The 25,673-nt window shown below is 73.8% G+C and carries 22 protein-coding genes and 1 pseudogene; 18 read left to right on the top strand and 5 right to left on the bottom strand.

The window, feature by feature from the left end:
* Positions 1-67 precede the first annotated feature (67 nt).
* Positions 68-1,291 (top strand): methionine adenosyltransferase, encoded by a 1,224-nt coding sequence (gene metK, locus QHG49_RS28825; RefSeq protein ID WP_111587008.1) that lies wholly within the window; start codon positions 68-70, stop codon positions 1,289-1,291.
* Positions 1,292-1,380: 89 nt separating this feature from the next.
* Here metK and QHG49_RS28830 read toward each other — a convergent pair whose 3' ends face one another.
* A complete protein-coding gene (locus QHG49_RS28830; RefSeq protein WP_301491768.1) occupies positions 1,381-1,818 on the bottom strand; it encodes a S1 RNA-binding domain-containing protein in 438 nt (145 codons plus the stop codon).
* Positions 1,819-1,994: 176 nt separating this feature from the next.
* Positions 1,995-2,069 (bottom strand): annotated as a pseudogene (locus tag QHG49_RS28835) (hypothetical protein); the annotation flags it as partial.
* 268 nt (positions 2,070-2,337) lie between these two features.
* On the opposite strand from QHG49_RS28835, the gene QHG49_RS28840 reads away from it, so the two are divergent.
* Positions 2,338-4,503, top strand: coding sequence for a primosomal protein N' (locus QHG49_RS28840; RefSeq protein ID WP_301491769.1), 2,166 nt, complete (start codon positions 2,338-2,340; stop codon positions 4,501-4,503).
* Positions 4,504-4,655: 152 nt separating this feature from the next.
* Here the strand turns inward: QHG49_RS28840 and QHG49_RS28845 are convergent, their stop codons facing one another.
* Positions 4,656-5,204, bottom strand: a complete 549-nt coding sequence (locus tag QHG49_RS28845) for a hypothetical protein (RefSeq protein ID WP_159699645.1) — start codon at positions 5,202-5,204, stop codon at positions 4,656-4,658.
* 282 nt (positions 5,205-5,486) lie between these two features.
* Here QHG49_RS28845 and fmt point away from each other — a divergent pair, with 282 nt between their 5' ends.
* From fmt to QHG49_RS28880, 7 genes are all read left to right on the top strand, one after another.
* Positions 5,487-6,419 (top strand): methionyl-tRNA formyltransferase, encoded by a 933-nt coding sequence (gene fmt / locus QHG49_RS28850; RefSeq protein ID WP_145484040.1) that lies wholly within the window; start codon positions 5,487-5,489, stop codon positions 6,417-6,419.
* A 237-nt stretch (positions 6,420-6,656) separates the two neighbouring features.
* A complete protein-coding gene (locus QHG49_RS28855) occupies positions 6,657-8,078 on the top strand; it encodes an RsmB/NOP family class I SAM-dependent RNA methyltransferase (RefSeq protein WP_301491770.1) in 1,422 nt (473 codons plus the stop codon).
* A gap of 174 nt (positions 8,079-8,252) precedes the next feature.
* Entirely contained in the window at positions 8,253-8,939 is a 687-nt protein-coding gene (gene rpe / locus QHG49_RS28860; RefSeq protein ID WP_301491771.1) for a ribulose-phosphate 3-epimerase, read from the top strand.
* A 90-nt stretch (positions 8,940-9,029) separates the two neighbouring features.
* Positions 9,030-10,073 (top strand): sugar-binding transcriptional regulator, encoded by a 1,044-nt coding sequence (locus tag QHG49_RS28865; RefSeq protein ID WP_159699606.1) that lies wholly within the window; start codon positions 9,030-9,032, stop codon positions 10,071-10,073.
* A 290-nt stretch (positions 10,074-10,363) separates the two neighbouring features.
* Positions 10,364-10,798 carry a ribonuclease domain-containing protein gene (locus QHG49_RS28870; RefSeq protein WP_244320359.1) on the top strand — a complete coding sequence of 145 codons (435 nt, stop codon included), beginning with the start codon at positions 10,364-10,366 and terminating at the stop codon, positions 10,796-10,798.
* Positions 10,795-11,115 (top strand): barstar family protein, encoded by a 321-nt coding sequence (locus tag QHG49_RS28875; protein ID WP_301491772.1) that lies wholly within the window; start codon positions 10,795-10,797, stop codon positions 11,113-11,115. Before QHG49_RS28870 ends, QHG49_RS28875 begins: the two co-directional genes overlap by 4 nt.
* 177 nt (positions 11,116-11,292) lie before the next feature.
* Positions 11,293-13,284, top strand: a complete 1,992-nt coding sequence (locus QHG49_RS28880; RefSeq protein ID WP_301491774.1) for an ATP-binding protein — start codon at positions 11,293-11,295, stop codon at positions 13,282-13,284.
* Here the strand turns inward: QHG49_RS28880 and QHG49_RS28885 are convergent.
* Entirely contained in the window at positions 13,273-15,075 is a 1,803-nt protein-coding gene (locus tag QHG49_RS28885) for a translation initiation factor 2 (protein WP_301491775.1), read from the bottom strand. The genes QHG49_RS28880 and QHG49_RS28885 overlap by 12 nt on opposite strands.
* A 14-nt stretch (positions 15,076-15,089) precedes the next feature.
* Between QHG49_RS28885 and QHG49_RS28890 the strand changes: the two genes are divergently transcribed.
* From QHG49_RS28890 to QHG49_RS28905, 4 genes are all read left to right on the top strand, one after another.
* Positions 15,090-15,518 (top strand): hypothetical protein, encoded by a 429-nt coding sequence (locus tag QHG49_RS28890; protein WP_301491778.1) that lies wholly within the window; start codon positions 15,090-15,092, stop codon positions 15,516-15,518.
* A gap of 161 nt (positions 15,519-15,679) precedes the next feature.
* Positions 15,680-17,122 carry a GuaB1 family IMP dehydrogenase-related protein gene (locus tag QHG49_RS28895; RefSeq protein ID WP_301491779.1) on the top strand — a complete coding sequence of 481 codons (1,443 nt, stop codon included), beginning with the start codon at positions 15,680-15,682 and terminating at the stop codon, positions 17,120-17,122.
* A 95-nt stretch (positions 17,123-17,217) separates the two neighbouring features.
* Entirely contained in the window at positions 17,218-18,663 is a 1,446-nt protein-coding gene (locus QHG49_RS28900; RefSeq protein WP_145490246.1) for an amino acid permease, read from the top strand.
* Positions 18,664-18,677: 14 nt separating this feature from the next.
* Complete coding sequence (locus QHG49_RS28905) at positions 18,678-19,130, top strand: Lrp/AsnC family transcriptional regulator (protein WP_037650980.1); 453 nt, start codon at positions 18,678-18,680, stop codon at positions 19,128-19,130.
* A gap of 80 nt (positions 19,131-19,210) precedes the next feature.
* On the opposite strand, the gene QHG49_RS28910 is transcribed toward QHG49_RS28905, so the two are convergent.
* Positions 19,211-19,951 carry a GntR family transcriptional regulator gene (locus tag QHG49_RS28910; protein WP_301491782.1) on the bottom strand — a complete coding sequence of 247 codons (741 nt, stop codon included), beginning with the start codon at positions 19,949-19,951 and terminating at the stop codon, positions 19,211-19,213.
* Between the two features lie 230 nt (positions 19,952-20,181).
* On the opposite strand from QHG49_RS28910, the gene QHG49_RS28915 reads away from it, so the two are divergent.
* From QHG49_RS28915 to QHG49_RS28935, 5 genes are read left to right on the top strand one after another with little or no spacing between them, the layout of a single operon-like run.
* A complete protein-coding gene (locus QHG49_RS28915) occupies positions 20,182-21,342 on the top strand; it encodes an ABC transporter substrate-binding protein (protein ID WP_301491784.1) in 1,161 nt (386 codons plus the stop codon).
* A complete protein-coding gene (locus QHG49_RS28920) occupies positions 21,339-22,238 on the top strand; it encodes an ABC transporter permease subunit (RefSeq protein ID WP_145490237.1) in 900 nt (299 codons plus the stop codon). Before QHG49_RS28915 ends, QHG49_RS28920 begins: the two co-directional genes overlap by 4 nt.
* On the top strand, positions 22,223-23,041 hold the full coding sequence (locus tag QHG49_RS28925) for an ABC transporter permease (protein ID WP_301491786.1): 819 nt from the start codon (positions 22,223-22,225) through the stop codon (positions 23,039-23,041). The genes QHG49_RS28920 and QHG49_RS28925 overlap by 16 nt, the downstream gene beginning before the upstream one ends.
* Before the next feature lie 9 nt (positions 23,042-23,050).
* Positions 23,051-24,127, top strand: coding sequence for an ABC transporter ATP-binding protein (locus QHG49_RS28930; protein ID WP_301491787.1), 1,077 nt, complete (start codon positions 23,051-23,053; stop codon positions 24,125-24,127).
* 14 nt (positions 24,128-24,141) lie between these two features.
* A complete protein-coding gene (locus QHG49_RS28935) occupies positions 24,142-25,611 on the top strand; it encodes an HAD-IA family hydrolase (RefSeq protein WP_268982619.1) in 1,470 nt (489 codons plus the stop codon).
* The last annotated feature ends 62 nt before the right edge of the window (positions 25,612-25,673 follow it).

Below are 25,673 nucleotides of genomic sequence, written 5' to 3' on the forward strand. Positions count from 1 at the left end.
GACCGGGCGCAGCCCCGCGTCGACTGCAAATGATCAGCCAGCAGCCGCTGCAACCACAGGGAGCGTTGTGTCCCGTCGCCTGTTCACCTCGGAGTCCGTGACCGAGGGTCACCCCGACAAGATCGCTGACCAGATCAGCGACACCATTCTCGACGCGCTTCTGCGCGAGGACCCGTCCTCCCGGGTCGCCGTGGAGACGCTCATCACCACCGGCCTGGTGCACGTGGCCGGCGAGGTGACCACCAAGGCGTACGCGGACATCGCGACCCTCGTCCGCGGCAAGATCCTGGAGATCGGCTACGACTCCTCGAAGAAGGGCTTCGACGGCGCCTCCTGCGGCGTGTCGGTGTCCATCGGCGCGCAGTCCCCGGACATCGCGCAGGGGGTCGACACCGCTTACGAGTCCCGCGTCGAGGGCGCCGCCGCAGGTGGAGAGCACGACGAGCTGGACAAGCAGGGCGCGGGCGACCAGGGCCTGATGTTCGGCTACGCGTCCGACGAGACCCCGACCCTGATGCCGCTGCCGGTCTTCCTGGCGCACCGCCTGTCCAAGCGGCTGTCGGACGTCCGCAAGAACGGCACCATCCCCTACCTGCGCCCCGACGGCAAGACCCAGGTCACCATCGAGTACGACGGCGACAAGGCCGTCCGCCTCGACACGGTCGTCGTCTCCTCGCAGCACGCCTCCGACATCGACCTCGAGTCGCTGCTGGCCCCCGACATCCGCGAGTTCGTGGTGGAGCCGGAGCTGAAGGCGCTGCTGGAGGACGGCATCAAGCTGGACACCGAGAACTACCGCCTCCTGGTCAACCCCACGGGCCGGTTCGAGATCGGTGGCCCGATGGGTGACGCGGGCCTGACCGGCCGCAAGATCATCATCGACACCTACGGCGGCATGGCCCGCCACGGCGGCGGCGCCTTCTCGGGCAAGGACCCGTCCAAGGTGGACCGCTCGGCCGCGTACGCGATGCGCTGGGTCGCCAAGAACGTCGTGGCCGCGGGCCTCGCCTCGCGCTGCGAGGTGCAGGTGGCGTACGCGATCGGCAAGGCCGAGCCGGTGGGTCTGTTCGTGGAGACCTTCGGCACGCACAAGGTCGACACCGACCGGATCGAGAAGGCCATCGACGAGGTCTTCGACCTGCGTCCGGCCGCGATCATCCGCGACCTCGACCTGCTCCGCCCGATCTACGCCCAGACCGCGGCGTACGGCCACTTCGGCCGCGAGCTCCCCGACTTCACCTGGGAGCGCACCGACCGCGTGGACGCCCTGCGCAAGGCCGCCGGCGTCTGATCCAGGATCGTCCGACAAGGCCCGGCTTCCCTTCGGGGGGCCGGGCCTCGCCGTTCTCCGGGCCGGGGTTCCCCCCGGCCCGGCCCGGCTCAGCCGGCGAGCCCCAGCCGGACCCGGCGCCGCGCCCGGTCGACCTCCAGGACCCTGACCCGGAGCTCCTGCCCCTCCCCGGCGCTCCGTCCACCCAGCTCGTCGGAGTGCACCAACCCCTCCACGAACCCGTTCACGCGGACGAAGACCCCGAAGGGGACGACCTTGGTCACCGGCCCGGTCAGGACGTCCCCGGCGCCCACGGCCAACTGGTCGAAGGGATCGTCCTGGAGCGCCTTGAGGGACAGCGCCACCTGGCCCCGGCGGGTGTCCGAGCCGAGCACCCGGACGCGGATCCGCTGCCCCGGCACCACCACCTCCGCCGGATCCCCGAACCGGGACCACGACAGCTCCGGGACATTGACGGACCCGGTCCCCGCGTGGACCGGATGCGCGGGCTCACCGTCGATCCGCACGAAGACCCCGAAGCGGTGCACGGAGGACACCGTCCCCGCGACGACGTCCCCGCGCCCGAGACCCAGAAGGAAGCCGTACAGCGCCTCGTCCTCACAGGCCCGCGCGGACGGGTCCGGCCGTCGTGCCCGCCGCGCATCGTCACCTCCGCGCGGATCCGCTGCCCCACCGTGAACACGTCCGACGGGTGCCGGACATCGCGCCAGGTCAGTTCGTGCCCGGGGACGCGACCGGAGGGGAGCCCCGGCGCGTCGCCGTCCAGCAGCACCAGCACATCGCCCCCGTCGAAACCGGCGACGGTACCGGTCAGCGCCTCCCCGGGGCGACGAGGCGTTCTCTCAGGCGTTCCAGCGGGTCGGGTGTCGGTTCGGTCATGGGGGCGAGCCTAGGCAGGGCCAGGAGCTGGCCGGTAACGAATTGAGGCGGCGGCCCGGTGCCGAAGCGAGCGCGGGACGCCGTACGGCGCGGCCGGGGCCGGGACGATCCCGGGCGGAGGGCGGCACCCCGGGTCGTTGTCAGTGGGGTTTGGTAAGAATGCAAGCGTGAGCAGCGAGAACGGGGGGCCCCGGACGGACGGGGAAGGCGGCGCCGAGGGAGCGCCGCCGGAGCAGCTTGCGCTCATCCGGGAGAGCGTGCGCAAGGCCAGGACGCCCCGCGCCAAACCGCGGACCTGGCGGGGCGCCGCGCTCGCCGAGCGGCTGCCGGTCGCCCGGGTGCTGGTCGACAAGGGCGTCCTCCACCTCGACCGCTACTTCGACTACGCGGTCCCCGCCGAACTGGACGAACAGGCACAGCCCGGCGTCCGGGTGCGCGTGCGCTTCGGCGCCGGACGGCACCGGGTGCGCGAGGGCCGCCGCGAGGGCGGCGGCCTCATCGACGGCTTCCTCGTCGAACGGCGGGCCGAGTCCGACTACTCCGGCCCCCTCGCCGCACTCGCCCAGGTCGTGTCCCCCGAGCCCGTGCTCAGCGAGGAACTCCTCGGCCTCGCCCGCGCCGTCGCCGACCGGTACGCGGGCAGCCTCGCCGACGTCCTCCAGCTCGCCGTACCGCCCCGCAACGCCCGCGCCGAACAACGGACCTCGCCCGCACCCCTGCCGCCCCCCGAAGCACCCGAACCCGGCTCCTGGACGCGGTACGAACAGGGCGGCGCCTTCCTGCGGACCCTGGCCGACGGCGGCGCCCCCCGGGCCGTATGGCACGCACTGCCGGGACCCCGCTGGAGCGAGGAACTGGCCCGCGCCGTCGCCGCCGCCCTCGCCTCGGGACACGGCGCGCTCGTCGTCGTACCCGACGGACGGGCCGCCGCCCGCGTGGACGCCGCCCTGACCGCCCTGCTCGGCCAGGGCCACCACGCCCTGCTCACCGCCGACGCCGGACCCGAGAAGCGGTACGCGCAGTGGCTCGCGGTACGGCGCGGATCGGTGCGCGCGGTCGTCGGCACCCGGGCCGCCATGTTCGCGCCGGTACGGAACCTCGGGCTGGTCGCGATCTGGGACGACGGCGACGACAGCCACAGCGAGCAGCACGCCCCCCAGCCGCACGCCCGCGACGTCCTGCTGCTGCGCGCCACCCTCGACAAGTGCGCCTTCCTGCTCGGCGGCTTCGCCTGCACCGTGGAGGCGGCCCAACTGGTCGAGAGCGGCTGGGCGCGCCCCCTGGTCGCCGGACGCGAGCAGATCCGTCGGTCCGCACCCCTCGTCCGCACCGTCGGGGACCAGGACCTCGCCCGCGACGAGGCCGCCCGCGCCGCCCGGCTGCCCACCCTCGCCTGGCAGGCGGCCCGCGAGGGACTGCGGCACGGACCGGTGCTGGTCCAGGTGCCGCGCCGCGGCTACGCCCCGCGCATGGCCTGCGACCAGTGCCGGGCACCGGCGCGCTGCCCGCACTGCTCCGGGCCGCTCCAGGGCCAGGACGCGGGCGTGCTGCGCTGCGGCTGGTGCGGGCGCGCGGAGAGCGACTGGCACTGCCCCGAGTGCGGCGGCTTCCGGCTGCGCGCCCAGGTGGTGGGCGCCCGGCGCACCGCCGAGGAACTGGGCCGCGCCTTTCCCGCCGTACCGGTGCGCACCTCGGGGCGCGAACACGTACTGGACACCGTGCCGTCCGCGCCCGCGCTGGTGGTGAGCACCCCCGGCGCCGAACCGGTCGCCGAGGGCGGCTACGCGGCGGCACTGCTGCTGGACGGCTGGGCCATGCTCGTACGGCCCGATCTGCGGGCCGGTGAGGACGCGCTGCGCCGGTGGATCGCGGCGGGGGCGCTGGTCCGGCCGCAGACGGAGGGCGGCACGGTGGTCGTGGTGGCCGAGCCGACCCTGCGGCCCGTGCAGGCGCTGGTGCGCTGGGACCCCGTGGGGCATGCGCTGCGGGAACTGTCCGAGCGGGCCGAGCTGGGCTTCCCGCCGGTGTCCCGGATGGCGGCCGTGTCCGGGACACCGGAAGCCGTCGCCGAGTTCCTCGCCGCCGTCCAACTGCCGTCGGACGCCGAGGTTTTGGGGCCGGTCCCGGTGCCGCCCGCCCCGCCCGGCGGCCCGCGCAGGCCCGGGGCGCCGCCGCCCGGCGAGCACTGGGAACGGGCCCTCGTACGGGTCCCTCCGGGCAGCGGCTCGGCACTGGCCTCCGCCCTGAAGACCGCGCAGGCCGCGCGGATGGCGCGGGGGAGCGGGGAGGCGGCGCGGGTACGGGTGCGGATCGATCCGCCGGATATCGGGTGAGGGGCCGGCCCCCGGGGCGGTGGGGGCGTGTTTCCGGGGGATTCCCTGGGCTTCCCCGGTACTTCCCGGAGATTCGGCCCCGCCCTGGCTGGGACGGCCCCTGAGGAGCCCTCCCGGAGGGTTTGCCCGGGGTCCCGGGAGGGCGAGGGCGGTCAGCCGTTGCGCGGCCCGGGGAAGGCCGTCGGGCGGGCGTCCTCCCGGAGCGTGGGGCTGCCCGCGGTCGGCTGGGTGGGCATGGAGCGCGCGGCGGGGACCGTCGGCACCGGCATCGTGGGCAGACCGGCGTTCACATTGAGCGTGCGGGTGCCGGACGGCTCCGGGGCCCGCTCGGCCTCGGCGGCCGCCTGGGCGGCGGCGCGGCGGGCGCCGTAACGGCGGTGCACCGCCTGCTTGGTGACCCCGAGCGCCGAGCCCACCGCGTCCCAGGAGAAGCCGAGCGAGCGGTCGAAGTCCACGGCGGCCGTGACCAGGGTCTCGACACTGTCCCGGAGTTCCTGGGCGAGGCGGACCGTCGGGGCGGGGGCGCGTCCGTAGACGACGAAGCCCGTGGACGGCCCGGTGCGGCGCGGACGGTAGACGTTGCCCAACTGGGCGGTGAGCGTGCGCAGTGCGTCCACCTGCCGACGGACCCGCTCGATGTCCCGCACCAGCAAGTGCAGGCTGGCCCGAGCCTGGGCGTCGTGGGTTGCATGGTCGGCCATGAACAAGCCTCTCGAACCGGCGTTGAAAGGAATCGGGCGGCCGAAGCGGCCCTATGTGGTCAACTCTTTCTTGACCAACGCGTCTGCGCGCCGCTGGTCACGGGGTGGGGGCGTGCGGGCATATGCGTACGCCGTCGAGCCACCCGTGCGCCGCCCTCTTCCAGTTGACGCGCGCGTCGGGCGAGTCGATCGCCGCGGTGCTCCGCGCGGTGCCGGTTCCCGGGCGGTCATAGACTGGTGCGCTGCCCGTCCGATCCCCGCCCGAGAGGCCCGATCCCGCCCATGAAGCTCGTCTTCGCCGGTACCCCCGAGGTCGCCGTTCCCGCCCTGGACGCCCTGCTCGCCTCCGGGCGGCACGAGGTGGCCGCCGTCGTCACCCGGCCCGACGCCCCCGCGGGCCGGGGCCGCAGGCTGGTCGCGTCGCCCGTGGCCCAGCGGGCGGAGGAGGCCGGCATCGAGGTGCTCAAGCCGGCCAAGCCGCGGGATCCCGGGTTCCTGGCACGGCTGACGGAGATCGCCCCGGACTGCTGCCCGGTCGTCGCCTACGGCGCGCTGCTGCCCCGCGTCGCCCTCGACATCCCGGCCCACGGCTGGGTCAACCTGCACTTCTCGCTGCTGCCCGCCTGGCGCGGCGCGGCCCCCGTGCAGCACGCGCTGATGGCGGGTGACGAGATCACCGGCGCGTCCACCTTCCTCATCGAGGAGGGCCTGGACTCCGGTCCGGTGTACGGGACGGTGACCGAGGAGATCCGGCCCACCGACACCAGCGGCGACCTGCTCACCCGGCTGGCCTTCGCGGGGGCGGGGCTGCTCGCGGCGACCATGGACGGCATCGAGGACGGCACCCTGAAGGCCGTACCGCAGCCGGGTGAGGGCATCACCCTCGCACCGAAGATCAATGTCGAGGACGCCGAGGTGGACTGGACGGCGCCGGCGCTGCGCGTCGACCGGGTCGTGCGCGGGTGCACCCCGGCGCCGGGCGCCTGGACCACCTTCCGCGGCGAGCGGCTCAAGCTCATCCACGCCGCCCCCGTCCCCGAGCGGACCGACCTCGCCCCGGGCCACCTCGCCGCGGGCAAGAACAGCGTCCACGTGGGCACCGGCTCCTACGCCGTCGAACTCCTCTGGGTCCAGGCCCAGGGCAAGAAGCCGATGCGCGCGGCGGACTGGGCCCGGGGCGCACGGATCGGCGAGGGGGAGACGCTGGGCGGCTGAGTCCGTCCGAGCCGTCGTTCAGGCCGAGGGGGGCGGGCGTGGCGGGGCAGGGCGTGGCGGGGCCGGGCGTGGCGGCGGGGCGACGCTGGGCCTCCTTCGTCGTGCTCCGCTGCGGTCTCCGGTGGGGCCCTCCCCCCCGCCCCACCCCCTCCCCCCTCCCCACCCCCGTGCCCCCGGTCACCCCCCTCGACGTAGGCTTGGCCGCATACCCCTTTTCACCTCCGGAGCACCTTTTTCGTGAGCGAGCAGTCGCGGCGGGGTCATAAGCCCGCCAAGCCCTACCGGCGTCCCAAGAAGGACCCCGTCCGCATCCTGGCCTTCGAGGCGTTGCGGGCGGTGGACGAGCGGGACGCGTACGCCAACCTCGTGCTGCCCCCGCTGCTGAGGAAGGCGCGGGAGAAGGACGACTTCGACGCGCGGGACGCCGCGCTCGCGACCGAGCTGGTGTACGGGACGCTGCGCAGGCAGGGCACGTACGACGCCGTGATCGCCGCGTGCGTGGACCGGCCGTTGCGCGAGGTCGACCCGCCGGTGCTGGACGTGCTGAGCCTCGGCGCGCACCAGCTGCTCGGGACCCGGATCCCGACGCACGCCGCCGTGTCCGCCACCGTGGAGCTCGCCCGGGTCGTGCTGGGCGACGGGCGGGCCAAGTTCGTCAACGCGGTGCTCCGCAAGATCGCGCAGGACGACCTCGACGGCTGGATCGACAAGGTCGCGCCGCCCTACGAGCAGGACCCCGAGGGCCACCTCGCCGTCGTGCACTCCCACCCCCGCTGGGTCGTCTCCGCGCTGTGGGACTCCCTGGGCGGCGGGCGCGCGGGCATCGAGGAGCTGCTCGCGGCCGACAACGAGCGGCCCCGGGTGACGCTGGTCGCGCGGCCGGGCCGGGCCACCGCCGAAGAGCTGCTGCGCGAGGAGGCCGCGGAGGCCGGGCGCTGGTCGCCGTACGCCGTGCGGCTGGCCGAGGGCGGGGAGCCGGGCGCGGTGGAGGCGGTGCGCGAGGGCCGCGCCGGGGTGCAGGACGAGGGCAGCCAGCTGGTCGCCCTCGCACTGGCCAACGCGCCCCTGGAGGGGCCGGACACCAAGTGGCTCGACGGCTGCGCGGGACCCGGTGGCAAGGCCGCCCTGCTGGGGGCGCTCGCCGCCGAACGCGGTGCCGTGCTCCTCGCCTCGGAGAAGCAGCCGCACCGGGCCGGTCTGGTGGCCAAGGCGCTGGCCGGCAACCCGGGGCCGTACCAGGTCATCGCGGCGGACGGCACGCGGCCGCCGTGGCGGTCCGGCAGTTTCGACCGGGTACTGGTGGACGTGCCCTGCACCGGGCTCGGCGCGCTGCGCCGGCGGCCCGAGGCGCGCTGGCGCCGTCGTCCCGAGGACCTGGACAATTTCGCTCCCCTCCAGCGCGCCCTGCTGCGCACTGCGCTCGACTCGGTGCGCGTCGGCGGCGTGGTCGGCTATGCCACCTGCTCCCCGCACCTCGCCGAGACCCGGGTGGTCGTCGCCGATGTGCTCAAGCAGTACCCGGACGCCGAACTCGTCGACGCCCGGCCGCTGCTGCCCGGAGTCCCCGCGCTCGGGGACGGCCCGGACATCCAGCTGTGGCCGCATGTGCACGGCACTGACGCGATGTACCTCGCGCTGATCCGCAGGACCGCCGGCTGACGGTCGCGAAGAGCGGCTGCGCGGTCCCCATTTCACCGCACGCGTGCGCTTCGTCGCCGTCGGTTATCCACAGGCGCGGGCTGACCATCCGACGAATGACGGATCAGTATGATGAGCGGTCTCGCCTGTGGACAGGCGCGAACATCAGTGCCTCGGACATGGCAGTCTTGGGGCATGGCCGCGCAGATCAACCCCAGCATCCTGTCCGCCGACTTCGCACGCCTCGCGGAGGAGGCCAAGGCTGTCCAGGGCGCCGACTACCTCCACGTCGACGTCATGGACAACCATTTCGTCCCCAACCTCACGCTCGGCGTGCCGGTGGTGGAGTCCCTGGCCCGTGCGACGGACACCCCGCTGGACTGCCACCTGATGATCGAGGACCCCGACCGCTGGGCCCCTCAGTACGTGGAGGCGGGCGCCTCGTCGGTCACCTTCCACGTGGAGGCGGCCGCCGCCCCGGTCCGCCTCGCCCGCGAGATCCGCGCCAAGGGCGCGCGCGCCTCCATGGCGCTCAAGCCCGCGACGCCGATCGAGCCGTACGAGGATCTGCTGCCGGAACTCGACATGCTGCTGATCATGACCGTCGAGCCGGGCTTCGGTGGCCAGGCCTTCCTCGACATCATGCTGCCCAAGATCCGCCGCACCCGTGAGCTGATCGCCAAGCACGACCTCCAGCTCTGGCTCCAGGTCGACGGCGGCGTCTCGGCGGCCACGATCGAGCGGTGCGCGGAGGCGGGCGCCGATGTGTTCGTGGCCGGCTCGGCGGTCTACGGGGCGGAGGACCCGGCGGAGGCGGTGCGTGCCCTGCGCGCCCAGGCGGAGACGGCCACCGCCAGGGCGTCCTGGGCATGCGACCACTGAGCCACGGCTACGTGAACGGTTGAGAGAACGCCGCCCATCAGGGCGGATCAGTCGCGCCGGATCTGCAAGGATGAACGGCGAATCCAGAGTGTGAACAGCAGTGAGGAGATCGCCGTGTCGGGTATGTCGGCGGGCCGGTCAGCCATGCGGATGGGACCCGCTGAGCTGGTCCAGGCGGCGGCCATGGCCCGCCGCTTCTACCTCGAGGGCAAGTCCAAGATCCAGATCGCGGAGGAGTTCGGCGTCAGCCGCTTCAAGGTGGCCCGGGTCCTGGAAACCGCTCTCGAACGGGATCTCGTACGCATCGAGATCCGCGTACCGGCCGAGCTGGACGCCGAGCGCTCCGACGCGCTCCGCGCCCGCTACGGCCTGCGGCACGCCGTCGTGGTCGAGTCCCCGGCCGAGGCCGAGGAGACCCCCGATCCCGAGAACCTCGGCGAGGTCGCCGCGGACCTGCTCGGCGAACTGGTCAACGAGGGGGACGTGCTCGGGATGGCCTGGGGCCGCTCCACCATCCACATGGCGGCCGCGCTCGACCGGCTGCCGCCGTGCACGGTGGTCCAGCTGACGGGTGTGTACGACGCCGGTACCTCCGAGCGCGGCTCGGTCGAGGCCGTGCGCCGTGCCGCGCAGGTGTCGGGAGGCGACGCCCACCCGATCTACGCGCCGATGCTGCTGCCGGACGCGGCCACCGCGGCGGCCCTGCGCAACCAGACCGGGATCGCCCGCGCCTTCGAGTACTTCGACAAGGTCACGGTCGCCTGTGTCTCCATCGGTTCCTGGGAGCCGGGTATCTCGACGGTGCACGACATGCTCAGCGACGAGGAGCGGGCGCACTACGCCTCGCTCGGCGTCGCCGCCGAGATGGCCGCGCACCTCTTCGACGCCGAGGGGCGCCGGATCGGGCGGGACCTCGGGGAGCGGTGCATCACCGTCAAGGCGGACCAGCTGCGCCGTATCCCGGAGGTCGTCGCGATCGCCGGTGGCCAGCGCAAGGCGGCCGCGATCGACGCGGTGCTCCGCTCCGGGCTGGTCACCAGCCTGGTCACGGACACCTCGGCCGCGGACTACCTGATGACGGCGGGCCCGACCCCGAAGCCCGCGCTGAGCCGCCAGGACCCCGACGGGCAGTAAGGGGCCGGGGGGCGGTCCTCAACGCCGTACGCCGTCGGTCCGCCGAGACCGGGCCGACGGTACGGCTGTGCTGTGGCCGGGGCGATGCGGCCCGGGCGGCGACAGAGGCGGCGGAACTCCTCCGGTCGGGCGGCCCGGTCGTACCGTCGTCCGGCTCCCTGCCGGCGTCCGGTCGTCGTACCCGTGACCGCCATGGCAGCATCGTCCGCATGCTGTCGTCGTCCCGCTCCGTCCCCCCGCCGTGCGAACGGCGCCGTTCCCCGGCGCCCGGCCGGCCTCTGTCCCGGTCCTTGTCCCGGCTCTTCGCCGGGCTGCTCGTCGTCCTCGCCGTTCTGCTGGCCGGGTGCTCCCCGACGGAGACGACGGGGCACGGCACGACGGGGACGCCCACCGGTCCGTCCGCGGGTCCGTCCGCCGGATCCGTCGCCACTCCCGGCTGGGCCAAGGGCATGGCGACCGTGCCCGCGTCGCGGTTGCCGGCCGAGGCGCGGCGGACGCTGGCGCTCATCGACCGGGGCGGCCCCTATCCCTACGCGCGGGACGGGATCGTCTTCGGTAACTTCGAGCGGCATCTGCCCAAGCACCAGCGCGGCTACTACCACGAGTACACCGTGAAGACACCGGGCTCACGCGATCGCGGGGCGCGGCGTGTCATCACCGGGCAGGGCGGGGAGTTCTACTACACCGATGATCACTACAACTCGTTCCGGGCGGTACTGAGATGACCGACAACCTCACGGACCGCCGGGTCGTCACCCTGGACCTCACCGGCGTCACGGACAAGTCCGCCCTGATGGACGCCGTGGCCCGCGCCCTCCACCTGCCCGACTGGTTCGGCCGGAACTGGGACGCGCTCCTCGACAGCCTCTCCGACCCCTCGGTCTGGCCCTCCGAAGCGAGCGAACGCGGGCTGCTGCTCGTCGTCACGGGATGGGAACCGTACGCACAGGCCCGCCCCGAGGAGTGGCGGGTGGCCCGCGAGGTCTTCACCGAGGCGAGCGAACGCCCCGCTCCGCTGACGGTGGCCCTCGCGCTGGTCTGACGACGCCCCCCCCGCACCGGCCGCCGCGCCTTCCCCGGCCACACCCGCCCCGCCGACACCCCCGCACCACGGCATGTCAACTCCCCTTTGCCGATAGGCTCGTGGTGATGCCGGGCGATGCGGGACGGGGGCCAGTCAGACGTGGTGTATCAGGTTCCGGCGGAGCCGGCGCACTTTGTGGACCGTGAGCGGGAGCAGGCGCGTGCCCGAGAACTGGTGAGGGACCGGCGGCCCGCCGACGGCGGCACCCGCCCGCTGTGCCTGCTGCTGCGCGGCCACGCCGGCACCGGCAAGACCGAACTGGCCTTCCGCCTCGCCCGCGCCCTGCACCGGCACCACCCGGACGGCGTGCTCTACGTCGACCTGGACGACGTACGCCGCGACGGCGCCGTGGAGGTCGCCGACGTCCTCGGCGAGCTGCTGCGCGCGCTCGACGCGGAGTGGATCGCGCCGGTGTTCCGGGAGCGGGCCCGCCAGTACTGGTCCCTCACCCACGGCAAGCGGCTCCTGCTCGTCATCGACAACGCCCGCCACGGCACCGAGGTGGAGCCCCTGCTGCCCGCCTCGGGCGACAGCCTGGTGATCGTCACCAGCCATGGGCCGCTGTACGACCTCCAGGCCGGCGCGGCCACCGAGTTCCCGCTGGCGCCGCTCGACCCCGCCGACGCCCTGGAACTGCTGGAGCGGGTCACCAAGGACGCCCGTCTCGCCGTCGAACCGGAGGAGACGCGCCGGCTGCTCGACCTGTGCTCGGGGCTCCCGGCCGCGCTGCACATCGCCGGGAACTGGCTGCGCCGCCACCAGGAACCGCCGCTGGCCCGGCTCCTCGACCGGCTCGGCACCGAACTGAGGGAGAGGGGCATCCCCGTGGTGGAACAGGTGTGGGACGCGGCCTACGAGGGCCTCGGCCCCGACGCGGCCCGCCTCTACCGGCTGCTGGGCCACTTCCCCGGCCCCTCCTTCACCCTCGCCGCCGCCGACGTCCTGCTCGGCCGGGACCTCGACACCACCGAGGACGCGCTCGCCGAACTGCGGGCCGCCGGGCTGCTGGACGGCCGGGGCGCCGACGGCCGCGAGCGCCTCCCGGAGCTGCTGCGCGCCCACGCCCGCCGCCGCGCGGAGTCCCACGGCGACCAGGGCGAGCGCGAGGAGGCGCTACGGCGGCTCGTGCGCTGGTATCTGCGCCAGGCCCAGCGCGCGGACCTGGCCGCGGCCGGACCGCGCCTGAAGACGGCGGCCGAGGCACCGCCGGTGCCCGGCACCCGTGATGTGCTCTTCGAACAGTCCGGCGACGCCCGGGGCGAGGCGGCGGCCCGCGCCTACCACTGGCTGGAGGCCGAACGGCACACCCTGTTCGGCTGCGTCCGCGTCGCCCACACCGTCGGCACCGCCGGGGACGGCGACTGGGGCCTCCTGGAAGCGGCCGCCCTCTGCGAACCCCTGTGGACGCACTTCCTCAACCACCCGCACTACGGCGACCACATCGACGCGTTCCGCAGGGGCGTGGCCGCCGCGCGGCAGGCCGGTGATCTCCCGCTGCTGGTCCGGATGCGCTGCCAGCTGGCCCGGCCGCTGTGGGAGCAGGGGGAGTTCGAGGAGGCGGAGCGGCAGCTGAACCAGGCGTGGTCCACGGTCCAGAGCGCCTTCGGCACCTCGGAGCGGGAGCGCAAACTCGCCGCCTCCACGCGCGAGTTCCTCGGCATGCTCGGCTCGGCGCGCGGCAACTGGGCGGAGGCCGCACGGGAGTTCGAGGCGTCCGGGGCGGTGCACGAGGAGATCGGCAACGCCTACGGGGCCACCCTCCAGCGGTACCGGCTCGGCGAGGCCCTCGCGCACCTCGGTGAACTGGAGCGCGCGGCCGACCTGTTGGAACGGGCCCGCGACGAGCTCGCCGCCGGTGGCCGCACCCGGCTCACCGGGCGCGCGGAATTCGCCCTCGGCGGGGTGTACGCCCGGCTCGGCCGTGGCGCGGAGGCGGGCGCGCGGTACCGGGCGGCGCTGGAGGAGACACGCGCCGTGCGGGGCGTGCGGGACGAGGCCCGGGTGCTGGACGCCCTCGCGGAACTCGCCGCGAGCCTGGGTGAGGAGGCCGAGGCGGAGGAACACCGGGTGGCGGCGCGGGAGTTGTGGCAGCGGCTCGGTCTGGCCGAGCCGGCCTCAGACCGGTAGGGCGGACTCCTCGGGGTCGGCCCGGGTCAGATGGGCCGTCACCCGGTGGGGGCCCACCGCGCAGACCAGCCGGGTGCCCGGGGCGGCCCGCCCGGTGAGCAGCGCGGCATGGACCGCCGACAGGACGGCCACCGGGTCGACCGGTGCGGGCCGCCGCCCGCCGTCCCCCGGGCCCAGCCGCACGGACAGCAGCGGGCCGGAGCGGGGGCGCAGCAGGCAGTGGGTGGGGGAGAGGACGATCGCGGCGGTGCGTCGGCCGCCGGGGTGGTCCGCCAGGGTGCGCAGTGTCCACTCGCCGGCCGGTTCCGTCCAGGCGCCCTGGCGGTCGCCCGCATGGCGGTGCAGCAGGGCCGCGCTCTGGGTGAACCGGCGGTGCGCGGCGCCCACCTCGGCGGACAGGTGGTGCGCGGGGGCGGGCGGCACGAGATGCGCCGGGTGCCGCAGCACCCGCGGGGTCCCGTGGCCGTCGTACTCGACGCGGACCGCGAAGGCGGCGGGGGTGAGCGGTGCCGGTGCCGGGTCGGGGAGCAGCCGGGGGAGGACGGGGCGGCCGGACGGGGTGAGGTCCAGCAGGTCGTACAGGGTCTCCCGCAGCCGGTCGAGAGCCTGGCCCTGTTCGGCGAAGGCCGGCTCCGCGAGGGCGCGGCTGCTGCCCGGGCGGTGTGCGAGGAGCGCCGTGGCCAGGCGGGACGCCGCGTCCGGGCCGGGGAGGTGCGGGGAGAGGCGGGGGACGTCGGTGAGGAGGGCGGACATCGGGCTGCCGGGGAGGAGTTCCCCGCCGCCGTCGTAGGCGCCGAGCAGGGGGCGGTCGAGGGCGGCCGGGTAGAGGGCCGCCGAGCCGTGGTCGGTGATCAGGAGGTCCGCCGCGATGGCGACCGACGCCCACTCCTCGTGGACCGCGGGCAGGATCAGACCGGCCTGGCGGGCGGGGTCCAGGTACTCGGCGAGGTCGAGCGCCCCGCGCCGGGCGCGCTCGTTCGGATGCAGGACCAGGGCGAGCTGGTACTCGTCGTGGGGGAAGGCCGCGGCCAGTTCGGCGGGGAGGCCGGGGCGGCGGCCGATCAGGGACTCCGGGCCCCAGGTGGAGAGCAGCACGACGAGGGTGCGGGCGCCGGTGCGCAGGGCGGCGCGATAGCGGTCGCGGCGGTCCTGGGACTCCAGGAACCGTTCCATCAGCGGGTCGCCGACGACCGTCGAACGGGCCGCCACCGCAGGGCTGGACGGCGCCAGCCGGGCGATCTGGCTGGGGTGGGAGAACAGGTACCGGGTGGCGAGCGGGGCGCCGTCGGGCCGCAGCAGATGCGCGGGGTCCAGACCGGAGGCGGAGTCCTCGGTGCCCTCGCCCGGCACCGACTTGTTGAACCCGGCGCCGTGCGGGAGCAGCACACGGGGGCCGTGCAGGGCGTGCAGATCGCCCTTGGGGCTCGCGGCGAGGATCAGGTCGAAGGTCCGTTCGACGGCCGTGGTCCAGGGAAGGGTGCGGCCGCCCGCGCGGTCGATGGCGGCGAGCGCGTCCAGGGAGAACGCGGAGCCCGGGACGAGGGTGAAGCAGCGGTGCACCCGGTCGTCGCCCGCGAAGACGGGGAGCGTGTCGAGCAGCCGGTGCAGGGCGTTCTGCGACCGCGCGGCGAACAGGACGGAGCGCTCGCCGCCCGTCGCCCGGCCGTCCTTCACCTGACTCTCCCGTCTGCTCGGCGCGCTCCTCCCCGCACGGGGTGCCGGGACGCGCCGGGCCGGCCAGGTGATCGTACCGAGGACGGCCGAATCGGCCCGGCGGTATGCCGTGTCCATGCAGAATGCACTCCATGAACGAGTGGCTCATCGCCCTGCTGGCCGCGCTCATCGGCGCCGGCGCCGCGCTCGGCGGCAGCGTCATATCGGCGCGCTCCACCCGGGAGGCGGGGGAGCGCCAGGCGGCGGCCGCCCTGGAGGCGCTGCGGCTGAGCACCGCCGAGCAGCGGGCGGCGCGCGTCCACGACCAGCGGCGGCAGACGTACATCCGGTTCCTGGAGGCGGTGGGCGCCGTCGCCGAGACCCGCCGGACCGGCGAGGGGCGGCCCGGGGACCGCACCGACCTCCAGCGCGCCCATGACCTGGTGGTCCTGGAGGGACCCGGCGAGGTGGCGGCCGCCGCCACGGCGCTCCTGGAGCAGGTGCGGCGCGACGCCCGCCCGGACGTGCTGGACAGGGCCCGCGAGGCGTTCCTGGACCAGGCGCGCACCGCGCTGCACTGACCGGGAGGGCCTTCGGCGGATCCTCCGAAACCGGGCCGGTCACCCTGGAGGTTCCGCCCGGGGACGCGTGGGCCCGGGTCATGGGAGAATGAAGTACGTGCTCTTTTCCCCCTGGCGCACCCGTCGGGGGGTCACCTCTGAACGACTGGGATGTGCGGCACGTGCGTTTCCTCAATGACATCCGGCCCACGTACGACCTGACGTACGACGACGTGTTCATGGTGCCGAGCCGCTCCGCGGTGGGCTCCCGGCAGGGCGTGGACCTCAGTTCGCCGGACGGCACGGGAACGACCATCCCGCTCGTCGTCGCCAACATGACCGCCATCGCCGGCCGCCGCATGGCCGAGACCGTGGCCCGCCGGGGCGGCCTCGTGGTCATCCCGCAGGACATCCCGAACGATGTGATCATCGACGTGGTCTCCTGGGTCAAGAGCCGCCACCTGGTGCTGGACACCCCCATCGTGCTGGCCCCGCACCAGACCGTCGCCGACGCCCTCGCGCTGCTGCCCAAGCGGGCGCACAACGCGGGCGTGGTCGTGGACGGCGAGCGGCGGCCCATCGGCGTCGTCACCGACACGGACCTGTCCGGCGTCGACCGCTTCACCCAGCTCGAAGCGGTCATGTCCAAGGACCTGCTCCTGCTGGACGCGGACATCGACCCGCGCGAGGCCTTCAACACCCTCGACGTCCACAACCGCCGCTACGCCCCGGCCGTCGACAAGGACGGCCGCCTGGCCGGCATCCTCACCCGCAAGGGCGCCCTGCGGGCCACCCTGTACACCCCGGCCGTGGACGCGAACGGCAGGCTGCGCGTCGCCGCCGCCGTCGGCATCAACGGCGATGTGGCGGGCAAGGCCAAGGAGCTGCTCGACGCGGGCGTGGACACGCTCGTCATCGACACCGCGCACGGCCACCAGGAGTCGATGATCGACGCGATCAAGGTGGTGCGGGCCCTCGACCCGCAGGTGCCGATCGTCGCGGGCAACATCGTCTCCGCCGAGGGCGTCAAGGACCTGATCGACGCGGGCGCGGACATCATCAAGGTCGGTGTCGGACCCGGCGCCATGTGCACCACCCGGATGATGACCGGCGTGGGCCGCCCGCAGTTCTCCGCGGTCCTCGAATGCGCCGCCGAGGCGAAGAAGTACGGCAAGCACGTGTGGGCCGACGGCGGTGTCCGCCACCCGCGCGACGTGGCCATGGCGCTCGCCGCCGGTGCCTCGAACGTGATGGTGGGCTCCTGGTTCGCCGGTACGTACGAGTCCCCGGGCGACCTCCAGCACGACGCGAACGGCCGCCCCTACAAGGAGTCGTTCGGCATGGCGTCCGCGCGCGCGGTGCGCAACCGCACCTCGGAGGAGTCGTCGTACGACCGCGCCCGCAAGGCGCTGTTCGAGGAGGGCATCTCCACCTCCCGGATGTTCCTCGACCAGGCCCGGCCGGGCGTCGAGGACCTGATCGACTCGATCATCGCGGGCGTCCGCTCCTCCTGCACCTACGCCGGTGCCGACTCGCTGGAGGAGTTCGCCGAGCGGGCCATCGTCGGCGTCCAGAGCGCCGCCGGTTACGCCGAGGGCAAGCCGCTGCACGCCAGCTGGAGCTGATCCCGCGCCCGTCGGCCCCCGCCGCGCCCGTCGGGGGCCGACGGCGTCCGGCGACCGGAGCGCGGTGTCGCGCCGGGTGACGTACCGTGGACGCGATGATCACGCGTCGGCAGCCGTCCGCGGGCCTCGGGGCGCGCCTGATGCGCCGCAAGCCCGTGGAACTCCTGGTCGCCGAGGGCGGCCGGGGTGAGGGCGGAACGCTGCGGCGCTCCCTCGGGCTGTGGCAGCTGACCATGATCAGCATCGGGGCCACGCTCGGCACCGGCATCTTCGTGGTCCTCGGCGAGGCCGTCCCCAAGGCGGGTCCCGCCGTCATCCTGTCCTTCGTGCTCGCCGGCTTCACCGCACTGTTCTCGGCCCTGTCCTACGCCGAACTCGCCGGCACCATCCCGGTCGCCGGCTCCTCCTACTCGTACGCCTACGCCACGATGGGCGAGCTGATCGCCTGGGTCTGCGGCTGGTGCCTGCTCCTGGAGTACGGCGTCTCGGTCGCCGCCGTGGCGGTCGGCTGGGGCCAGTACCTGAACGAGCTGCTGGACGGCACCGTCGGCTTCGCCTTCCCGGCCGCGCTGTCCGCCCCGCCGGGCCACGGCGGCGTCTTCAACCTGCCCGCCCTGATCGTCGTCCTGCTCGCCATGGTGTTCCTGCTCGGCGGCGCCAAGGAGTCCGCGCGGGTCAACACCGTGATGGTGTGCGTGAAGATCGCCGCGCTGATCCTGTTCTGCGCCGTCGGCCTCATGGGCGTCCGGGCCGGGAACTACCGGCCCTTCATGCCGCTCGGCATGGCCGGGGTCAGCGCGGCCGGGGGCACCCTGTTCTTCTCGTACATCGGCTTCGACGCGGCCTCCACCGCGGGCGAGGAGGCGAAGGACGCGCCGCGCGACCTGCCCCGCGCGATCATGCTGTCGCTGGTCATCGTGACGGCCCTGTACGTGCTGGTCGCCGCCGTCGCGGTCGGCGCGAGGCCGTGGCGGACCTTCGGCGGCTCCGAGGCGGCGCTGGCCCAGATCATGCGGGACGTCACCGGACAGCGCTTCTGGGCGACCCTGCTGGCCTTCTGCGCGGTCATCGCCATCGCCAGCGTGGTGCTGACCGTGCTCTACGGCCAGACGCGCATCCTGTTCGCCATGTCCCGCGACGGCCTGATGCCGAGGATCTTCGAGCGGGTGCATCCGGGGAGCGGCACCCCGCGGGCCAACACCGTCATCGTGTCCCTGTTCTGCGGCGTCCTCGCGGCGGCGGTGCCCTTGGGACAGCTGGCCGACGCCACCAGCATCGGCACGCTGTTCGCCTTCGCGCTCGTCAATGTGGCGGTCGTGGTGCTGCGGCGGACACGGCCCGGGATGCGGCGCACCTTCCGGGTGCCGCTGTCGCCGCTGCTGCCCGCGCTCGGCTTCTTCTTCTGCGTGTGGCTCATGGGAAGCCTGTCCGCCGTGACCTGGACGGTGTTCGGTGTCTGGCTGGCGGTCGGGATCGTGTTCTACTTCCTGTACGGCTTTCGCCGGTCCCGTCTCGCTGAAGAAGTACTCGCAAAGAAGTAAGTGAACCACCTGCTGTGCTGAACGATCTCGACGAACGCATCGTGCACGCCCTCGCCGAGGACGCCCGCCGCTCCTACGCGGACATCGGGCAACTGGTCGGACTGTCCGCGCCCGCGGTGAAACGGCGGGTGGACCGGTTGCGGGCCACCGGCGCGATCACCGGATTCACCGTGCGGGTGGATCCCGCGGCGCTCGGCTGGGAGACCGAGGGCTACATCGAGATCTACTGCCGGCGGAACACCTCGCCGGAGACGATCCTGCGGGGCCTGGAGCGGTACCAGGAGGTCGTGGCGGCGTCGACGGTCACCGGGGAGGCGGACGCGATCGCGCAGGTCTTCGCCTCCGACATGCGGCACTTCGAACGGGTCCTGGAGCGGATCGCGGGGGAGCCGTTCGTGGAGCGGACGAAGTCCGTGCTGGTGCTGTCGCCCCTGTTGCGGAGGTTCTCCTCGGGGGCGCCGGGATAGCACCCGGCTCCGGTCGTCGTGTCCCCGGCCGCGGCTCCGTCGTGGCTCCTCGCGCGGTTCCCGCGCTTCCTCGGGGCGCTCTAATCCGCCGCCTTCCGCGACAGCGCGTTGTTCCCGATCGAGTTGTGCACGCGGAACGTCACCGCGTCCGGGCGGTAGCGGTCGTCCGACCACTCCACCGGCCGCCCCTCCCGCGTCGTCGTCACGCGCCGCACCCGCAGCAGCGGGCTCGTGCGGCGGACATGGAGCAGTTCGGCGTCGCGCGCGCCGCTGGCGACCGCGTCGATGATGTGCTCGCCGTAGGCGAAGACCAGTCCGGTGTCGTCGTACAGGCGCTGGGTGACGGAGGGGCAGCCGGGCTCGATGGACTCGACGGCGGGGGAGATCCAGTCGGCGTAGACCGTGCGTTCCAGCAGGACCGGGTCGCCGTCCAGGCCGCGCAGCCGCAGGACGTGCAGCACCGGGGTGCGCAGCGGGAGCTGGAGGCGGACGGCGTCCTCGTGGGTGGCCGGGCGGTAGGACTGCTCGACCACCCGGCCGGTCGCCTCGCGGCCCATCGCGCGGGCCCACTGGGCGAAGCTGCGCAGTTCCTCGAAGCTCTGGCTGCGGCGGCTCGCGAGGACCACGCGGCGGGCGCCCTGGCGGGAGCCGATCAGCCCCTCCGCGGTGAGCGCGGCGACGGCCTGGCGGACCGTGCCGCGCGAGACGCCGTAGTGGGCGGCCAGCTCCGACTCCGAGGGCAGCCGGCTGCCGACCGTGTACTGCTCGCGGTCGATCGCGCGGCGCAGCTCGTCGGCGATCTCCTCGTGTCGCGCCGTCATGCTTCCCCTCTGCGTAGGCGGCTGTGCACAGCGTGACCAGCCTAATCGACGTTGCACGGTGTGCCGGGCGGGCCGCAACTGTGCAGGGAAACAGCTGCTGATGTTCCCTCCGTGTTTACGGACCGGTCACCGAGGACGGGCGTACTGAGGCCGACTTGTTCAGACAAGTTTGTCGAGCGGGTCTACAAACCCTCGTAGCACCTCACTCCCGTGCTTCCCCTGGAGAGACCGTGAAGTTGTCCCTGCCGAGAAACGCCGTGCTCGGCGGCTCCCTCGCCGTCGTCGCCGCGCTCGCGCTGAGCGCCTGCGGCGCCGCCCCCGACAACGCGTCGACCACCACCAAGGACGGCAAGAGCGCCGCCACCGCCACCTCCGCGGCCGACTTCGGCGGCATGGACGCCCTCGTCGAGGCGGCCAAGAAGGAGGGCTCGCTGCACATCATCGCGGTGCCCCGCGACTGGGCGAACTACGGCGCGATCATCGACGCCTTCCAGAAGAAGTACGGCATCAAGATCCAGGACGAGAGCCCCGACGGCTCCAGCCAGGACGAGATCAACGCCGTCACCTCCCGCAAGGGCCAGGACCGCGCCCCCGACGTCCTCGACCTCGGCAGCTCCTTCGCGCTCAGCGCCGCCCAGCAGGGCCTGCTCGCCCCCTACAAGGTGTCGTCCTTCGGCGACATCCCGGCCGGCCAGAAGGACCCGCAGGCGCGCTGGTACAACGACTACGGCGGCTACATCTCCATCGGCTGCGACGCGGGGCGCGTCAAGGAGTGCCCGACCACCTTCAAGGACCTGCTCAAGCCCCAGTACAAGGGCCAGGTCGCGCTCAACGGCAACCCCACCAAGTCCGGTTCGGCCTTCGGCGGCGTCTACGCGGCGGCGCTCGCGAACGGCGGCTCCTTCGACAGCATCCAGCCCGGCCTGGACTTCTTCGCCAAGCTGAAGAAGAACGGCAACTACACGCCGGTCGAGTCCACCCCGGCCACCGTGGAGAAGGGCGAGACCCCGATCTCCATCGACTGGGACTACCTGAACGCCGGTTACGCCGACGAGTTCAGGTCCAAGGGCCTCGACTGGAAGGTCGTCGTACCGAGTGACGGCCAGTACGCCCAGTACTACTCCCAGGCCGTCACCAAGGACGCCCCGCACCCCGCGGCCGCCCGCCTGTGGCAGGAGTTCCTGTACAGCACCGAGGGCCAGAACCTGTGGCTCAAGGGCTACGCCCGCCCGGCCCTGATGACCTCCATGGAATCGGCCGGCACCCTCGACAAGACGGCCGCCGCCAAGCTGCCCAAGGTCACCGGATCGGCGTCCTTCCCGACCGAGGCCGAGCAGAGCAAGGCCAAGACGGTCATCGCGCAGAGCTGGGGTAAGGCCGTCTCCGGATGACCACCGCTCTGACGCGCACGGACGTGGCGCCCGTCGCTTCGGCGAAGCGACGGCGCCGCGCCCCGGGCTGGCTGGCCGTGCTCCCGCTGCTGGTCTTCACCGCCGTCGCCTTCGGCCTGCCCGCCCTCGCGATCCTCGACGGCGCCTTCACCGCGAAGGACGCCACCACCGGCGCCACCTCCTACACCGGCGCCAACATGACGGCCTCGCTGCACGGGGCGTACCTCACCGCCCTGCTCGGCAGCGTCAAGCTGTCCGCGATCTCCGCGGTGCTCGGCGCCCTGTTCGGACTGCCGCTCGCCCAGGCCGTCGCCGGCTCCCGCTCCCGCGCCCTGCGCGAGGCCGTGCTGACCGCCTCCGGGGTGCTCGCCAACTTCGGCGGCGTCCCGCTGGCCTTCGCCTTCGTGGCCACCCTCGGCAACGCGGGCGTGCTCACCCTGCACCTCGGCCTCAAGGACAGCGGCTGGGACCTGTACAGCTTCTGGGGCCTGGTCCTCGTCTACCTGTACTTCCTCATCCCGCTGATGGTCCTCACCATCACCCCCGCCCTCGACGGCCTGCGCGCCCAGTGGCGGGAGGCCGCGCTGAACAACGGCGCCACCGGCGTGCAGTACTGGCGGCACGTGGCCCTGCCCGTGCTCGCGCCCTCCCTGCTCGGCGGATTCGTGCTGCTGTTCGGCAGCGCCTTCGCCGCCTACGCCACCGCCGCCGCGATGGTCGGCAGCGCGGTCCCGCTGGTCACCCTCCAGATCGCCGACGCCCTGTCCGGCAACGTCCTGGTCGGGCAGGAGAACGTCGCCCTCGCCCTCAGCCTCGACATGGTCCTGGTGGCCGGCGTGGTGATGGCCGTGTACCTGCCCCTGCAACGCCGGAGCGCCCGATGGCTCGACGCCTGACCCCCTGGCGGTGGGCCGTCCTCGGCCTCGCCGCCCTGTACTTCCTGGTCCCGCTCGCCGCCTCCGTGGTCTTCACGGTGGACGACCCCGACGGCATCAGCTTCGACGCCTACACCAGGATCCTCTCCACCGGCGGCTTCGTCTCCAGCCTGCTGCTGTCGCTGGAGCTGGCCGTGGCCACCATCGTCGTCGTGCTGCTGCTGATGGTGCCCGCCGTGGTCGCCCTCAGGCTCGGCGCGCCCCGGCTGCGCCCGGTGGTGGAGGTGGTCTGCTCGCTGCCGCTGGTGGTGCCGCCGATCGCGTTCGTCGCGGGCATCGTCACCGTGCTCAAATGGGGACCGGACCATCTGTCCAGGACCCCGCTGTTCCAGACCTTCGTGGCGATCCAGAACCCCGGCTTCCCCGTCGTACTCGTCCTCGCCTACGTCGTGATGGCGCTGCCCTTCGTGTACCGGGCGCTGGACGCGGGCCTGCGCGCCATCGACGTGCGCACCCTGGTGGAGGCCGCCCGCAGCTGCGGCGCCTCCTGGCCGCAGGCGCTGGTCCGGGCCGTACTGCCCAACCTGCGCGGGGCACTGCTGAACGCGGCCTTCCTCACCCTGGCACTGGTCCTCGGCGAGTTCACCGTCGCCCAGCTGCTCGGCTACCAGCCCTTCGCCGTATGGATCTACAACGTCGGCAGCGACCAGGCCCAGATGTCCGTCGCCGTGTCCGTGCTCAGCCTGCTCGTCACCTGGGCCCTGCTCCTCGCGCTCGCCGGCGTCGGCGGCGGACGCAACCGAACCGCTCCTTCCCGGGGATGACCACACACCATGACCGCCACCACACGTGAGAAGCCCGCCACCGAGCAGGCCGCGACCGTCGAATTCCGCTCTCTGCGCCGCGAGTTCGGTGCCACCGTCGCCCTCGACGGACTCGACCTCACCGTCCGCCCCGGCGAGTTCCTGGCCCTGCTCGGCCCCTCCGGCTGCGGCAAGACCACCGCCCTGCGCATGCTCGCCGGGTTCGAACACCCCGACTCCGGCGCGGTACTGGTCGATGGCCGGGACATCACCCAGGTGCCGGCCCACCGCCGCGACGCCGGGATGGTCTTCCAGTCGTACAGCCTCTTCCCGCATCTGAACGCCGTCGACAACGTGGCCTTCGGGCTGCGCATGCGGGGCGTGCGCGCGGCCGAACGGCGCTCCAGGGCGGCCGAGTTGCTGGAGCTGGTCGGCCTCGGCGACAAGGGGGAGCGCTTCCCCCACCAGCTCTCCGGCGGCCAGCAGCAGCGCATCGCGCTCGCCCGCGCCCTCGCCCTGCGCCCCCGCGTCCTGCTGCTCGACGAGCCGCTGTCCGCGCTGGACGCCAAGGTCCGGCTGAGCCTGCGCGAGGAGATCCGCCGGCTCCAGCAGGAACTCGGCATCACCACCCTGTTCGTCACCCATGACCAGGAGGAGGCCCTGTCCGTCGCCGACCGGGTCGCCGTGATGCGCTCCGGACGGCTCGAACAGTGCGCCGAACCCGCCGAGTTGTACGGCCGCCCCGCCACCGCCTTCGTCGCCGAGTTCGTCGGCACCATGAGCCGGATCCCCGGCGAGCTGAAGGACGGCACCGTCGAGGTGCTCGGACAGCGGCTGCCCGCCGACGGCGAGGCCGCGGACGGCACGGTGGACGTGCTGGTACGGCCCGAGAACCTGCGGGTACGGGCCGACGAGCAGGGCGGCGCCCGGGTCGTCGCCACCGCCTTCCTCGGCGCCGTCGTCCGGCTCACCGTACGGCTCGCCGACGGCACCGAGGCCAAGGCCGACCTGCCCGCGCACGAGGCCGCGGGCCTGGGCGCCACAGCCGCCGTCACCGCGTCGCTGCCGGAGCGCCCCGTGCTCGTGGCCGCCCGCACCGAGAACTGAGGACAGACACCCACGTGACCACCCCCCACAACCCCCGACTCCCGCTCCAGGCCGTCCTGTTCGACATGGACGGCACGCTCGTGGACACCGAGCACCTGTGGTGGGAGGCGGTCGAGGCGGTCGCCGGACGGCCGCTGACCGAGGCCGACCAGCCGGACGTCCTCGGCCGCCCGGTGGAGCACACCGCCCACTGGCTCGCCCGCGCCACCGGGCGGGCCGCCCACGACCTCGCCGCCGGGCTCCACCGCGAGTTCGCCGACCGGGTCCGCACCGGGATCGTGCCCCGCCCCGGCGCCCTCGCCCTGCTCGACGCGCTCGCCGCCGAGGGCGTGCCGACCGCGCTGGTCACCGCGTCCCCGCGCGCGGTCGCCGACCTCGTCATCGAGGCCCTCGGCAGCCACCGGTTCGCGCTCTCCGTCACGGCCGACGACACCGTCCGCACCAAGCCCGACCCCGAGCCCTACCTCGCCGCCTGCCGCGCCCTCGGCGTCGAGCCGGGCGCCTGCGTGGCCGTCGAGGACACCCCGACCGGCGTGGCCTCCGCCGAGGCCGCCGGGTGCGCGGTGCTCGCCGTACCCTCCCTCGCCCCGATCGCCGCCGCGCCCGGCCGCACCGTGCGGGGCAGCCTGGCGGACGTCACCGTCGAGGAGCTGAGGGCCATGGCCGCGCCCGCGCTGACCGTCCTGAGCTGGAACCTCTGGCTCGGCGGCGCGAAGGTCGACGACCACCGGGCCAAGCAGGTCAAGGTGATCCTGGACAGCGGCGCCGATGTCGTCGGGCTCCAGGAGACCGCGGGCACCGCCGCCCAGGAGCTGGCCGAGGCCCTCGGCTGGCACCACCACCGGGCCGGCGAGAACCTCGGCGTCATCAGCCGCCACCCGATCACCGCCCGCTTCGGCGACCCGGACGTCGGCTTCTACGGCGCCACGGGCGTCCGCGTCCGGATCGCCCCCGGCCGCGCGGTCGACGTATGGACCGCGCATCTGCACTACACGCCGTACGGGCCCTACGAGTCCGCCTTCGACGGGCTGCCGGCGGCCGGGCTGATCGCCCACGAGGAGGTCCGGCTCACCCAGCTGCGCGAGGCGCTGGAGCGGATCGAGCAGGCGTCCGAGGAGGGCGTCCCGGTCGTCCTGACCGGCGACTTCAACTGCCCCTCGCACCTGGATCGGCCCGAGGTGGCCTGGCCGGTGACGAAGGCCGCCGAGGAGGCGGGGCTCGCCGACGCCTACCGCCAGGCCCACCCCGACCCCGTCGCGGCCCCCGGGCACACCTGGTCGCCGATCCACCCGGTGCACGAGGACGGCAGCGGCCGGGCCGAGCCGCAGGACCGGATCGACTACGTGCTGCACCGGGGCCTGACCGTCCGGGGCGCGCGCACCCTGGTCACCGGGGACCCCCGCCCCTGGCCGGACGTGGCCGGAAACGAATGGCCCTCCGACCATGCGGCGGTCCTCGCCTCCTTTGCGTTCCCTGTGAGCTGACCTGGGGTTACCGGCGGTCGCCGTTGCGGTTCGCGGTGACCGTCCCGTAGGTTGTGCGGGCT

This window comes from Streptomyces sp. WP-1 (genome assembly GCF_030450125.1).
GTDB lineage: Bacteria > Actinomycetota > Actinomycetes > Streptomycetales > Streptomycetaceae > Streptomyces > Streptomyces incarnatus.